General features: G+C 39.9%; 15 protein-coding genes and 1 pseudogene. 13 read left to right on the top strand and 3 right to left on the bottom strand.

The genetic code is table 11. From position 1 onward, the window contains the following. Together G322_RS24730 and G322_RS0102940 are read right to left on the bottom strand one after the other, a co-directional pair. Positions 1-166: transposase (locus G322_RS24730; RefSeq protein ID WP_033421992.1), on the bottom strand; the 166-nt coding region annotated here is incomplete at its 3' end. 622 nt (positions 167-788) lie between these two features. Continuing rightward, the gene (locus G322_RS0102940; protein ID WP_022940321.1) at positions 789-1,547 is read right to left on the bottom strand and encodes a DeoR/GlpR family DNA-binding transcription regulator; all 759 of its coding nucleotides are present in this window, start codon (positions 1,545-1,547) and stop codon (positions 789-791) included. A gap of 391 nt (positions 1,548-1,938) precedes the next feature. Between G322_RS0102940 and ltnD the strand changes: the two genes are divergently transcribed. The 6 genes from ltnD to G322_RS0102970 all read left to right on the top strand — a co-directional run bounded on the left by ltnD (position 1,939) and on the right by G322_RS0102970 (position 8,098). Beyond that, on the top strand, positions 1,939-2,838 hold the full coding sequence (gene ltnD, locus G322_RS0102945) for an L-threonate dehydrogenase (RefSeq protein ID WP_022940322.1): 900 nt from the start codon (positions 1,939-1,941) through the stop codon (positions 2,836-2,838). 2 nt (positions 2,839-2,840) lie between these two features. After that, positions 2,841-4,097 carry a 3-oxo-tetronate kinase gene (otnK, locus tag G322_RS0102950; RefSeq protein ID WP_022940323.1) on the top strand — a complete coding sequence of 419 codons (1,257 nt, stop codon included), beginning with the start codon at positions 2,841-2,843 and terminating at the stop codon, positions 4,095-4,097. Beyond that, positions 4,094-4,744: a 3-oxo-tetronate 4-phosphate decarboxylase gene (gene otnC / locus G322_RS0102955; RefSeq protein ID WP_022940324.1), complete on the top strand. Its 651-nt coding sequence runs from the start codon at positions 4,094-4,096 to the stop codon at positions 4,742-4,744. The genes otnK and otnC overlap by 4 nt, the downstream gene beginning before the upstream one ends. Continuing rightward, positions 4,744-5,520, top strand: coding sequence for a 2-oxo-tetronate isomerase (gene otnI / locus G322_RS0102960; RefSeq protein ID WP_022940325.1), 777 nt, complete (start codon positions 4,744-4,746; stop codon positions 5,518-5,520). The genes otnC and otnI overlap by 1 nt, the downstream gene beginning before the upstream one ends. 140 nt (positions 5,521-5,660) lie before the next feature. Further along, positions 5,661-6,629 carry a D-erythronate dehydrogenase gene (denD, locus tag G322_RS0102965; protein ID WP_022940326.1) on the top strand — a complete coding sequence of 323 codons (969 nt, stop codon included), beginning with the start codon at positions 5,661-5,663 and terminating at the stop codon, positions 6,627-6,629. Continuing rightward, positions 6,626-8,098, top strand: a complete 1,473-nt coding sequence (locus tag G322_RS0102970) for a GntP family permease (protein WP_022940327.1) — start codon at positions 6,626-6,628, stop codon at positions 8,096-8,098. The genes denD and G322_RS0102970 overlap by 4 nt, the downstream gene beginning before the upstream one ends. A 104-nt stretch (positions 8,099-8,202) precedes the next feature. On the opposite strand, the pseudogene tnpA reads toward G322_RS0102970, so the two are convergent. Further along, positions 8,203-8,471 (bottom strand): annotated as a pseudogene (tnpA, locus tag G322_RS21615) (IS200/IS605 family transposase); the annotation flags it as partial. 886 nt (positions 8,472-9,357) lie between these two features. Between tnpA and rpsJ the strand changes: the two are divergent. From rpsJ to rplV, 7 genes are read left to right on the top strand one after another with little or no spacing between them, the layout of a single operon-like run. Further along, on the top strand, positions 9,358-9,669 hold the full coding sequence (gene rpsJ, locus G322_RS0102980) for a 30S ribosomal protein S10 (RefSeq protein ID WP_011771756.1): 312 nt from the start codon (positions 9,358-9,360) through the stop codon (positions 9,667-9,669). Positions 9,670-9,683: 14 nt separating this feature from the next. Beyond that, positions 9,684-10,322 (top strand): 50S ribosomal protein L3, encoded by a 639-nt coding sequence (rplC, locus tag G322_RS0102985; protein WP_022940328.1) that lies wholly within the window; start codon positions 9,684-9,686, stop codon positions 10,320-10,322. 14 nt (positions 10,323-10,336) lie between these two features. After that, the gene (gene rplD, locus G322_RS0102990) at positions 10,337-10,942 is read left to right on the top strand and encodes a 50S ribosomal protein L4 (protein ID WP_022940329.1); all 606 of its coding nucleotides are present in this window, start codon (positions 10,337-10,339) and stop codon (positions 10,940-10,942) included. Then, positions 10,939-11,238: a 50S ribosomal protein L23 gene (gene rplW / locus G322_RS0102995; protein WP_022940330.1), complete on the top strand. Its 300-nt coding sequence runs from the start codon at positions 10,939-10,941 to the stop codon at positions 11,236-11,238. Before rplD ends, rplW begins: the two co-directional genes overlap by 4 nt. 11 nt (positions 11,239-11,249) lie before the next feature. After that, entirely contained in the window at positions 11,250-12,077 is an 828-nt protein-coding gene (rplB, locus tag G322_RS0103000) for a 50S ribosomal protein L2 (RefSeq protein ID WP_022940331.1), read from the top strand. Between the two features lie 14 nt (positions 12,078-12,091). Beyond that, complete coding sequence (gene rpsS, locus G322_RS0103005; RefSeq protein ID WP_015464033.1) at positions 12,092-12,367, top strand: 30S ribosomal protein S19; 276 nt, start codon at positions 12,092-12,094, stop codon at positions 12,365-12,367. An 8-nt stretch (positions 12,368-12,375) separates the two neighbouring features. After that, positions 12,376-12,711, top strand: coding sequence for a 50S ribosomal protein L22 (rplV, locus tag G322_RS0103010; protein ID WP_022940332.1), 336 nt, complete (start codon positions 12,376-12,378; stop codon positions 12,709-12,711). Positions 12,712-12,714: the final 3 nt, after the last annotated feature.

The following is a 12,714-nucleotide window of genomic DNA, read 5'->3' on the forward strand; positions in this document are numbered from 1 at the left end:
AAGCAGTTTCAAACTCTTGATTTTTGGCTTTGGTCGTCCATGTACAAAGTGTTGATACACCAACACCTAAAGACGCTGCAATTTCTGTCAATGTAGTATTATCATTTCGATTAAGCGCCTTTTCTACTGCTTGTATTTTAAATGATGTTGAATAACTTCTCTTCATTATTATTACCTCTAATTAAATTTAGAGGCGACAACTATCCTGACACAGGGGGCTCTGTATCGTTTTATGCAATTCAAAAAATGCCTCGTCGATGGCACTCGCATGCCCAATCACCTCTTGATGCTCTTTTATCGGTTTCCCTGATATTTTTCGTTTACATAAACCCCACCCTGAAAATTTCATTAAAGGTGATGCATTAAAAAATACTCGTCATACATTACGTGCGGAGAGATCTTATTATCACTTATGTTAGAACATAATGATTATCAAGGTGCTATTGAAGCAGAATTAAAAACGGGTAAGTTATATGGAAAAATAGCATTTATACGTGACTTACGAAGAAGCTAAAAAATATTTACACACATATTTTTACACCCATCCTCCCCACGGAATTACCTAAAAAATAGCTAACTCTTTCTACACACAACAATACTTAGGTTAATTTCCTAAGTATCGTTGTGCCTAAAATTTAATAGCTTGAATTAACCTGTTTATTTGGTTGTGTCACACTATGTTGCCGTAAGCTCACAACAATTGGAACTTCCTATTCAGTTTTATCCGTTCTAGCTTATTTTAAAAACTATTATTTGTATGCTTTATTAAGTATTTTCGTACGCTTTCATTACTGGTAATAAACTTCAATTCCTTGCTCTCTAAGCTCTGAAATTATATTGTCTGCTAGGCCTGAATCTGTGATAACACCGTTTAACTTATTGATATCTAATGCGTGAAAGGTAGCAACCTTTCCATATTTACTTGAATCAGAAATCAAATAAGTAATTTGGGATGATTTTGCAATGGCATCTTTTACCTGTATTTTATCTGCAGTGGGGGTTGATAGCCCTTTTAAATTCCATGAAGAGGTAGAGATAAACGCAATATCTATATTCATACTAAGTAGAAACATGGAAACTTTTCCGCCAATAGCAGACTGGTTTTTACGATCAACCTTCCCCCCCGTATGATAAACTTCACATTGACTATGATTAATTAGATAAGCCGTTATTGCAAAGTCATTGGTAATAATGCGCAAGTCATCCCGATGTGAGAGTTGATGTGCTATTTTCAGTGAAGTAGTTCCCGCATCAAGATAAATTGTTGAATTTGCACTGATCAATTTAACTGCAATCTGAGCAATTAACATTTTTTGCTCTGCTTGATGTTCTATCTTCACATCGTGTGAAGGTTCACTATAAATGGCCTTGGTAAGTTGTACACCACCAGAGACCGACATTACCTTTCCTGAGAGTTCAAGTTTTATAATGTCACGGCGAATCGTCATGTGTGATACGTTAAGTTGCTTCACCAACTCTGAAATGCTAATGACCTCCTGTTGAGATAATAGCGATAAAATTGTTCTTTGGCGTTCAACGGGTATCATAAGCTCTCTTCTATTATCTATTTATTTCCAACATTCTAACAATTTCCTCTATTTTTGTGAATAAATGTTATCAATGTTTTGCTAACAGTGTGCTTCTGATTGATTTTTTACTTATACCTACGTGGCATTCAATCACAATAATCCGCTATTACTCAATAGCACTTTAATTTAAACAACTCCCCTACATAAACCTCATCTATTACTAACTAGGCAATGCCATTTACCTAAACTTGCTTTATTTTGTTATGTTTTGTTGTATTTTGTTTTCTTTTGTTGTTAATTGTTAAATGTGTGACTAATCGCTCATTATTGATGATTTTTTCACATATAATCACAAGCCTTAATTAATACATTAAATGTATTAAAAATTTAATACTTGAGGTGAAATTAAATGTCTGAGATTCAATCGGTAGGAGTTATTGGATTAGGCTCAATGGGAATGGGTGCTGCTAAGTCGTGTGTCCGTGCGGGCTTGGATGTATACGGCGTTGATCTAAACGAACAAGCGCTAAAAACAATTAAAGAGTTTGGTGCAAAAGCAACATCAAGCAATGCGTTAGATTTTGCAGACCAATTAGACTCTGTATTAGTGCTATTGGTAAATGCACAGCAAGTTAACAACGTATTATTTGACTCTGGTTTTGCTGCTGCGTTAAAGCCAAATACACCAGTGATGATATCTGCCACCGTTTCTGCAGAAGATGCAAAGCAGTTTGAACTTAAATTAAAAGAGCATCAACTGATCATGCTAGATGCACCTGTTTCAGGCGGTGCGATAAAAGCTGAAGCCGGCGAGATGACTGTTATGGCTTCTGGCTCTACGCAAGCCTTCAGCGCTCTTGCTCCCATTTTAGATGCGATATCAGCACAGGTATACAACGTGGGTGAAGCCATTGGTTTAGGTGCAACAATTAAGATTATTCATCAATTACTCGCGGGTGTGCATATTGCGGCAGGAGCTGAAGCAATGGCACTTGCAGCTCGTGCTGATATTCCACTTGATCTTATGTACGAGATTGTGACCAACTCTGCAGGTAACTCTTGGATGTTTGAAAATAGAATGAAACATGTTGTAGATGGTGATTATACACCAATGTCTACAGTTGATGTTTTTGTTAAAGATTTAAATTTGGTCGCTGATACTGCTAAATGTTTAAAATTCCCTCTACCTTTGTCAAGCGCAGCATTAAACATGTTCGTGAGTGCAAGTAATACGGGTTTTGGTAAAGAAGATGACAGTGCTGTCATCAAAGTATTTAACGGTATTAACCTTCCCGGTATGGAGAAATAAACATGTTATTAGGTGTTATTGCGGATGATTTTACTGGTGCTACCGATATTGCAGGTTTTCTTGTCGATAATGGTATGTGCACAATTCAATTAAATGGTGTTCCAACAACTGCGATTAATGCATCAGCCGATGCTGTTGTTATTAGCTTAAAGTCTCGTTCTTGCCCTGTCGATGAAGCAATTGCAGATTCTATTTCTGCACTTAACTGGCTTAAATCACAAGGATGCCAGCAATTTTACTTTAAGTATTGCTCTACGTTTGACAGCACAGCTGATGGTAACATCGGGCCTGTGACAGATGCTTTATTAGCGGAATTAGGCGAAAATTTCACAATAATATGCCCTGCATTACCTGTGAACGGACGTACTGTTTACAACGGACATCTATTCGTATTCAGTGATTTGCTGAGTGATTCTGGCATGCGTAATCACCCTGTTACCCCGATGAAAGATTCAAACTTAATGCGCTTGATGGATGCGCAATCAAAAGGTACTTCTGGTTTAGTTAATTACAACACAATTGAACTAGGTACAACTGCCATTTCGGCGCGTTTCGACGAGCTAAAAACACAAGGTCACCGTTATGCCATTGTGGATGCATTTAATACTGCACATTTAGTGAAACTGGCCGAAGCAGTAAAGTCATTAAAATTAATTACTGGTGGCTCTGGATTAGCGGCTGGTATTGCAAAAAACTGGGCTGGTCATCTTAAAGAGCCACACAATGCAAAACACACGGGCAGTCCTGTAAAAGGATCTACGGTAATACTTTCAGGTTCTTGCTCTGAAATGACAAATCAGCAGGTCTCTATTTATAAACAACAAGCCCCACACTTTGCTATAGATGTGGAGTCATGCCTAACTAATGACAAATATGTGAATGAAGTGTCTAACTGGGTAACAGCCAATAATCAAGGTAGCTTAGCACCGATTATTTACGCTACCGCAGACGCTAAAATGCTTAAAGTCATCCAAGAAAAATTTGGTGCGCACACTTCAAGCCATGCTGTTGAGGCTTTCTTTAGTGAGCTAGCGATTAACTTACGTCAAAAAGGAGTGAAAAACTTTATTATTGCAGGGGGAGAAACGTCGGGTGTTGTAACACAAAGTTTAGCGATTAAAGGCTTTTATATCGGCCCTCAAATTGCTCCGGGTGTTCCTTGGGTTAAATCAATTGACAATGAGTTATCACTAGCACTGAAATCTGGCAATTTTGGGGATGAAAATTTCTTCGCAAAAGCACAAGGATTCTTTCTATGACTGCACAACAAGTTATAACTGAGCAACAGTTAAGATCACAAATGGTAACTCTTGCGCTCTCCATGTTTGAACGAGGTTACGCGACAGGCGCTGCTGGTAACCTTTCTTTAAAATTACCTGATGGCAATTATCTAACTACGCCGACAGGATCTTCATTTGGACGCTTGGTGGCTGAAGAACTCTCTGTGGTTAATATTGACGGGGAGCATATTTCTGGCAATAAACCTTCAAAAGAGGTGGCCTTCCATCTTGCTCTTTATCGTAACAAACCTGACTGCAATGCAATTGTTCACTTGCACTCCACATATCTAACCGCACTTTCATGCCTTGAAGGGCTTGATGTTAATAATGCGATCAAAGCATTTACACCTTACTTTGTGATGCGCATTGGGGAGTTACCAGTGATCCCTTATTTACGCCCTGGTGATCCGAAGATCGTTGAAGAACTCGTAAAACGTGTGGCTAACCATCGTGCATTTTTACTCGCAAATCATGGTTCAGTGATCACTGGAACAGACTTTATTGATGCAGTAGATAACGCAGAAGAGTTAGAAGAAACAGCCAAACTAATTTTTTTATTAGAAAACAAAGCTGTTCGCTATCTAAGCCACGATGAAATTACAGATTTAAAAGGAAGGGGCAAGTAATGGTTAAATTTGCAGCAAACCTCACCATGTTATTTACAGAAGTACCCTTTTTAGCGCGTTTCGAGAAAGCACATCAAGCTGGCTTTAAAGCTATCGAGTATCTATTTCCTTATGCTTTTGAGGTAAAAGATCTTGCTGAAAAAATGCAACAGTATCAATTTGAACAAGCACTTTTCAATATGCCTCCAGGTAATTGGGATAAAGGAGAGCGTGGGTTTGCCGCTATCCCTGGACGTGAAGAGGAGTTTAAAGAAAGTGTCATTACAGCAATAACATATGCTCAAGCACTCAATTGTAAAAAAGTACATGCAATGTCGGGATTAATTGATGGACGTTTTACGCAAGCACAGCACGTCGCTACATTTATTTCAAATATTCGTTATGCCGCTGACAAGTTTGCAGAGCAAGGTATCGAGTTGATGATTGAACCTCTCAATGATCGAGACGTACCAAATTATTTTATTAGCCATCAACGTGATGCTGTTGAGTTAATCAAGCAAGTTAATCGTCCTAATGTGAAGTTGCAATTAGATTTATATCACGCCCAAATTATGGATGGTGATTTAAGCACTCTTATTAAGGAGGTCGCACCATTTATTGGACATGTTCAAATCGCTTCTATTCCCGAAAGACACGAGCCTTTTGAGGGTGAACTAAATTATCCACATCTCTTTAATGTTTTAGAAGAAGCGGGTTATCACGGTTGGATTGGTTGTGAATACAATCCTAAAAAAACAACTGAAGAGGGCCTAAGCTGGGTTCATCCCTACTTATAAGAAGAAGTAGAAATATCAATGTAAATCTATCGCTATTAACGCCAGAAAATCGATAGGCAGTAGATTCTCGTGATGAATGATAACGAATATAGGTGGCAATGATGCCACCTATCATGAACATAATAGTAAAGGATATGAATATGAAGGTATTAATTACTGGTGGGGCTGGTTTTATAGGAACAAAGCTTACAGAAGCATTACTCAAGCGTACTGATGTTGAAAAAATCACGTTAGTTGATATACACGAATCAACATTAACGGGTAGTGACCCTCGCATCGAGTCTCTTAAAATTGATATGACTATCCAGCAAAATATAGAGCAAGTGATCACCGCAGATATTACCCATGTATTCCACCTTGCAGCTATTGTATCAAGTCATGCAGAGAGTGATTTTGATTTAGGTATGGTAATTAATCTCACAACGACTCAACTTCTACTAGAGCAATGTCGCAAAACAAACCCTAATATTCGCTTTATTTTTTCTAGTTCACTAGCCGTATTTGGTGGGCAGTTACCCGCTGAAATAATGCCGATGACAGCGATGCAACCCTCTTCAAGCTATGGTACTCAAAAAGCAATATGTGAACTTTTGGTTAACGATTATAGCCGTAAAGGCTTTGTTAATGGAATTACTGTTCGCTTACCAACCATTTGTATCCGACCAGGAAAGCCAAATAAAGCGGCCAGTTCATTCGTGAGTGGGATTATACGTGAGCCTTTAAACGGAGAAAAATCTAACTGCCCTGTGGATTCAAGCTTAAAACTTTGGATCTCAAGCCCTGAAAAAGTAATTGCAAATATTTTACATGCAGGGCTAATTAGCACAGAAAAACTTGCACTGCTTAATTTCAAATCCTTAAATTTACCAGGAATTCAAGTGACACCCGCAGAGATGATCAAGACAATGAATAGCGTATCAGGACAAGACCTTTCCTCATTCATTTCATATGAACATGATCCACAAATATCTCAAATTGTAGGTAGCTGGCCTCAGTGTATTAATAACGACATTGAACTGAGCATGGGGTTTATTGCTGACAGTAGTTTTACTGACATTTTTAAATCATTTGAGGTTAACAATACAAATCAAAAGGGGTGTGAATTATGATGCTACCTACTTCTGTAATAGGATTAATGGTCGCTGTTGCCGTTCTAATTTTTCTTGTACTCAGAACAAAAGTTCATGTACTCATTGCAATGCTTATCGCTGCGTGTATAGCGGGCCTTATTGGGGGACTAAGTGTTAATGACACCATGTCAGCAATTAGTGGTGGTTTTGGTAGTACCCTAGGTAGCATTGGTATCGTCATCGGCCTTGGTGTAATGATGGGGGCGATCCTCGAATCTTCAGGTGCTGGTGAATCAATTGCTTATAATATTGTTAAATGGCTAGGTAAGAAAAAAGAAGAGGTCGCATTAGCGATAACAGGTTATATTGTTTCTATTCCTATCTTTGTTGATAGCGCACTTATTATTCTTTTTCCAATTGCAAAATCGTTATCTAAATCATCACAACGTTCAATTGTTACTTTAACCGTTGCTTTAGCTGGTGGTCTTGTTGTTGCACATCATGCAATTCCTCCGACCCCCGGTCCACTCGGTGTAGCAAGTATTTTTGGGGTTGGTTTAGCTTCGATGCTTGGCTTAGGGCTTCTTGTTGCAGTGCCTTCTATCATGGGTATTATCTGGTATGCACGTTGGTTAGAAAAACGTTTTCCTGAGTATATTCCTGTTGAACACCTTAATAAGAGTAAAGAGCAACTTCGACGCGAACATTCAGATTACTTAGCAAGTAAGGAAGCAAAAGTATTACCTTCATTAACTAAGTCTATCGCACCAATTGCTGTGCCTATTATACTTATTTTATTTAAATCTTTGATGGGATTGTTTGAAAGTATTTTTGGTTTAGAAAGACTCTCTAGCAGCGTGTTAGGACAGACCATCGAGTTCTTGGGCACTCCTGTTATTGCACTTTCAGTTTCAACTTTATTGGCTGTTTACACACTAGGTAAGCACCTGAATAAGGAAGAGGTTAACACTAAGCTTGAAGAAGGTATTTCTACTTGCGGCATCATTCTTCTGGTCACAGGTGCAGGTGGAGCATTAGGTGCGGTATTACGTGAAACAGGCGCGGGTGCAGAAATTGCAGTTCAAGTTGCTTCAATGCCGATATCGCCAATCATGATTCCGTTTATTATTGCAACATTGGTACGTATTATTCAGGGGAGTGGGACTGTCTCAATGATCACCGCAGCGTCAATATCTGCACCTGTGTTAATGGAAATTCCAGATATTAATCTTTTATATGCAGCAACAGCAGCGACAATGGGAAGCCTATTTGCTGGTTACTTTAACGATTCATTATTTCACATTGTTAACCGTTTAATGGGTGTTACTGAAGTTAAAAAGCAATTGATTATGTGGACAGTACCCACCACTATTGCTTGGGGAATTGGTGGAACATTCGTGATGATATTAAATCTCCTATTTGGTAGTCAGGGTTCACTATTAGATCCCGTTATTCCATTAGCGGTTTTAGCAGGCTGTTATATGTTTGTTAGATCATATGATAGTTAAATATCCACCTTCTTAGAAGGTGGCTTTGCTTTTTACCCCCTAGAAGGGGGCTGTGGTTTGCCTTCATAGAAGGCAAACTTTACTGTCCCATTATATCTAAATTATTAAAATTTTAATTCATGTTGCTTTTCAAGTTTTTCTTGATACTTTACATACTTTCTTATCATTTCAGCATCAACTCCAACTGTGTCTACACAATATCCCTTCGCCCAAAAATGGTTACCCCAATATGGCTTTTTCTTTAAGTATGGGAATTGCTTAAAGACCCTTATTGCGGTCCGCCTTTTTACTGCTCCAAGAACTTCTGAAATAGATCTTTCGGGGGGGGTACCAATAAGTGTACATGATTTGGCTGTACGTTTAGCTCTACAACAGAGCCTAATAAGAATAGATTGCCATAGATTTGCTTTTTGTGCTTCTTTCATTATTCGTAAGTACTCCATAGGTGGGAAAGTCGGAGTGTGCCATAATATGTCCCTCTCCAATTTTCTCCTATACTCCGTGCTGGGTCGCTCTAGTTTTGATTCCTACAGGGTGTAGGCGAGAATACATTCAATTACTGTTTACTTATGCAAGTAGCTAGTGGACTTTTTATGCCTGACACTGGTTTTTGTTTATACAAAGATAAGTTGCAATAGTTCGCAACCTTTTGTCAACGTTGTTATCAATCAATATTGGGTATTGTGAAAGCCGTTAAATAGTTAAAGGCCTTCCTTACTTATACCCATGTTACTTCAGGTGCTTTGCCAGGCACAAGCTCGGCAATCAGAGCAAGGCGCAGCATGAGGTAATGGTTACTCCCTTTTCGATTGTTGTAATGCAGGGCTGATTTTAGAGCTTGCGCCCCGCAGGACAAGAAAATTTGCACCAATCTACGTCGTTATAAAATTTCGGCTTAGATTAACTAGGCTTCAATTTTATGCCTAGTATCTAGGCACAATTTTATTTGCTGACTTGGCACCTTGAAGTATCATGGGTATATACTCCATTTATATAAATTTAGTTCACCTTCTTTGTTTGCTTTTTAAACAAATCAGCAACAAAAGCTTGCTATGTCACACCATTACTGTATTATGCACGCACTTGCTTATGTAGCAGGCGGGCAACAGGCCCATAACCTTATTTCTATTTATAGAGTTTGGTTATCAAAAGCTTCCGATTGGGAAGCATTAGTTTGAATATACACTTGAAATCTATCTAGTATAGGTTGTCAGGTGTTTATTTGTATGTCGTATTTTTAACTATTGGAGTTTTGGTCCATGCAGAACCAAAGAATCCGTATTCGCCTTAAAGCCTTTGATCACAAGCTGATCGATCAGTCAACGGCGGAAATCGTTGAAACTGCAAAGCGCACAGGTGCTCAGGTACGTGGTCCTATCCCACTACCAACTCGTAAAGAGCGTTTCACCATACTAGTATCACCGCATGTAAATAAAGATGCACGTGACCAGTATGAGATCCGCACTCACAAGCGCTTGATTGATATCGTAGAACCAACTGAAAAGACTGTTGACGCACTAATGAAGCTAGATTTAGCTGCTGGCGTTGATGTTCAAATCAGCTTGGGTTAGAAGGAGTTACAACAATGACAATCGGTCTAGTAGGTCGTAAAATTGGTATGACTCGCATCTTCACTGAAGATGGTGTTTCTATCCCAGTTACAGTTCTTGAATGTACACCTAACCGCGTTACTCAAGTTAAAACACTTGATACTGATGGCTACCAAGCTATCCAAGTAACAACTGGCACTAAGAAAGCTAGTCGTGTAACTAAACCTGAAGCTGGACACTTTGCGAAAGCAGGTGTTGAGGCAGGTCGTGGTCTTTGGGAATTCCGTTTGGATGAGAACGAAGGTACAGATATCAAAGTTGGCGCTGAGCTTAGTGTTGCAATTTTCAATGATATTACGAAAGTAGATGTAACAGGTCAGTCAAAAGGTAAAGGTTTCCAAGGCGGTATTAAGCGTTGGAACTTCTCTATGCAAGACGCAACTCACGGTAACTCACTATCACATCGTTCTAATGGTTCGATTGGTATGTGTCAAACACCGGGTCGTGTTTTCAAGGGCAAAAAAATGTCTGGTCACATGGGTGATGAGCGTGTAACGACTCAGAATCTTGATGTTGTTCGTGTTGATGTTGAACGTAACTTACTGCTCGTTAAAGGTGCAGTACCAGGTGCGAAAAACGGCAATGTGTTCATTAAACCTGCTGTTAAAGCATAACCAAGGATTTAGTAATGGAATTGGTATTGAAAGATGCACAAAGTGCACTTGAAGTTTCTGACGCTACCTTTGGACGCGAATTCAACGAGGCCCTAGTACATCAGGTAGTCGTTGCGTATGCAGCTGGCGCTCGTCAAGGCACTCGTGCTCAAAAGAACCGTTCTGATGTTCGCGGTGGTGGTAAGAAGCCATGGCGTCAAAAAGGAACTGGTCGAGCTCGTGCTGGTACTATCCGTAGCCCTATTTGGGTTGGTGGTGGTGTTACTTTTGCTGCGCGTCCACAGGACCACAGCCACAAAGTAAACAAAAAAATGTACCGTGGCGCAGTGAGAAGCATTCTGTCTGAACTTGTTCGTCAGGATCGTCTGATCGTTGTAGAGAATTTTAGTGTTTCATCTCCGAAAACCAAAGAGTTGAAAGCTAAATTAAAAGAAATGGATCTGAAAGACGTTCTAATCATTACTGAAGAGTTAGATGAAAATCTATTCTTAGCAGCGCGTAACCTCTACAAAGTAGACGTTCGTGATGTGCAAGGTATTGATCCAGTAAGTCTTATCGCATTTGATAAAGTAGTGGTAACTGCTAACGCAGTTAAAAAGATTGAGGAGAGCTTAGCATGATCAGTGAACAACGTTTATTACAAGTTATCCTAGCACCGCATATCTCTGAAAAGGGTACTTTATCTGCTGAAAACCATAATACTATGGTCTTCAAAGTTGCTGGAAATGCAACTAAAGCAGAAATCAAAGCCGCAGTTCAAAAACTATTTGAAGTTGAAGTGACTGGTGTTCGTACACTTAACGTGAAGGGTAAAACCAAGCGTACAGGTCAACGTGTGGGTCGCCGTAGCGACTGGAAAAAAGCATACGTTACTCTGGTTGAAGGTGCAGACATCGATTTCGCTGGCGCTGAGTAGAGGAATTAATAATGGCTATTGTAAAATGTAAACCTACCTCGCCAGGTCGTCGCCACGTTGTTAAAGTGGTAAATCACGAACTGCACAAAGGTAAGCCATACGCACCACTTTTAGAGGCTAAATCTAAATCTGGTGGTCGTAATAATGGCGGTCGTATTACGGTTCGTCATATCGGTGGTGGTCACAAACAACACTACCGTATAGTCGACTTTAAGCGTAATAAAGACGGTATCCCAGCAAAAGTTGAGCGTTTGGAATATGATCCAAACCGCAGTGCAAATATTGCACTTGTACTTTATGCTGATGGTGAACGTCGCTACATTCTAGCTCCTAAAGGGCTACATGCTGGTGATGTTATCCAATCTGGTGAAGATGCAGCAATCAAAGTGGGTAACACTTTGCCAATGCGTAACATCCCAGTAGGTACAACGGTACACGCTGTAGAAATGAAACCTGCTAAAGGTGCACAAATTGCACGTTCAGCTGGCTCATACAGTCAAATCGTAGCTCGTGATGGTGCTTATGTAACTCTACGTTTACGTAGTGGTGAAATGCGCAAAATCCTTTCTGAGTGTCGTGCAACAATCGGTGAAGTTGGTAATGCAGAACATATGCTACGCCAATTAGGTAAAGCTGGTGCTACGCGTTGGCGTGGTATTCGTCCTACCGTTCGTGGTGTTGTAATGAACCCAGTTGACCATCCACATGGTGGTGGTGAAGGTAAAACATCGGGTGGTCGTCATCCTGTTTCTCCTTGGGGTGTGCCAACGAAAGGCTACAAAACTCGTAAGAACAAGAGTACTGATCAGTACATTGTTCGTCGTCGTAATAAGAAATAAGCAGAGGTATCGCCATGCCACGTTCTCTCAAGAAGGGTCCTTTCATTGACCTACACTTGCTGAAGAAGGTAGAGAAAGCGATGGAAAGCGGAGAGAAGAAGCCGATTAAGACTTGGTCTCGCCGTTCAATGATCATTCCAGATATGATTGGTTTGACCATCGCTGTCCATAACGGGCGTCAACACGTGCCAGTATTTGTAACTGACGAAATGGTCGGTCAAAAACTGGGTGAATTTGCACCAACTCGTACTTTCCGTGGCCATGTCGCGGATAAGAAAGCGAAGAAATAGAGGTAATTATGGAAGCTTTAGCTAAACATTTATACGCTCGTTCTTCTGCTCAGAAAGCGCGTTTGGTTGCGGATCAAATTCGTGGTCTTTCAGTAGAAAAAGCACTAGAACTTTTATCATACAGCCCTAAGAAAGCCGCTGTTTTGATTAAAAAAGTTGTAGATTCTGCAATTGCAAACGCTGAGCATAATGAAGGCGCTGACGTTGATGAACTCGTTATCACAAGTATTTGTGTTAACGAAGGTCCAACAATGAAGCGCATCATGCCGCGTGCGAAAGGCCGTGCCGATCGTATAATGAAGCGTTCTTGCCATATCACAGTAGTGGTATCAGACAGGGGTTAAACA

Source organism: Psychromonas hadalis ATCC BAA-638 (assembly GCF_000420245.1).
GTDB lineage: Bacteria > Pseudomonadota > Gammaproteobacteria > Enterobacterales > Psychromonadaceae > Psychromonas > Psychromonas hadalis.

Excerpts from the sequence above, each read along its gene's own strand:
- G322_RS0102940 (WP_022940321.1), bottom strand. The coding sequence starts at position 1,547 with ATGATACCCGTTGAACGCCAAAGAACAATTTTATCGCTATTATCTCAA.
- ltnD (WP_022940322.1), top strand. The coding sequence starts at position 1,939 with ATGTCTGAGATTCAATCGGTAGGAGTTATTGGATTAGGCTCAATGGGA.
- otnK (WP_022940323.1), top strand. The coding sequence starts at position 2,841 with ATGTTATTAGGTGTTATTGCGGATGATTTTACTGGTGCTACCGATATT.
- otnC (WP_022940324.1), top strand. The coding sequence starts at position 4,094 with ATGACTGCACAACAAGTTATAACTGAGCAACAGTTAAGATCACAAATG.
- otnI (WP_022940325.1), top strand. The coding sequence starts at position 4,744 with ATGGTTAAATTTGCAGCAAACCTCACCATGTTATTTACAGAAGTACCC.
- denD (WP_022940326.1), top strand. The coding sequence starts at position 5,661 with ATGAAGGTATTAATTACTGGTGGGGCTGGTTTTATAGGAACAAAGCTT.
- G322_RS0102970 (WP_022940327.1), top strand. The coding sequence starts at position 6,626 with ATGATGCTACCTACTTCTGTAATAGGATTAATGGTCGCTGTTGCCGTT.
- rpsJ (WP_011771756.1), top strand. The coding sequence starts at position 9,358 with ATGCAGAACCAAAGAATCCGTATTCGCCTTAAAGCCTTTGATCACAAG.
- rplC (WP_022940328.1), top strand. The coding sequence starts at position 9,684 with ATGACAATCGGTCTAGTAGGTCGTAAAATTGGTATGACTCGCATCTTC.
- rplD (WP_022940329.1), top strand. The coding sequence starts at position 10,337 with ATGGAATTGGTATTGAAAGATGCACAAAGTGCACTTGAAGTTTCTGAC.
- rplW (WP_022940330.1), top strand. The coding sequence starts at position 10,939 with ATGATCAGTGAACAACGTTTATTACAAGTTATCCTAGCACCGCATATC.
- rplB (WP_022940331.1), top strand. The coding sequence starts at position 11,250 with ATGGCTATTGTAAAATGTAAACCTACCTCGCCAGGTCGTCGCCACGTT.
- rpsS (WP_015464033.1), top strand. The coding sequence starts at position 12,092 with ATGCCACGTTCTCTCAAGAAGGGTCCTTTCATTGACCTACACTTGCTG.
- rplV (WP_022940332.1), top strand. The coding sequence starts at position 12,376 with ATGGAAGCTTTAGCTAAACATTTATACGCTCGTTCTTCTGCTCAGAAA.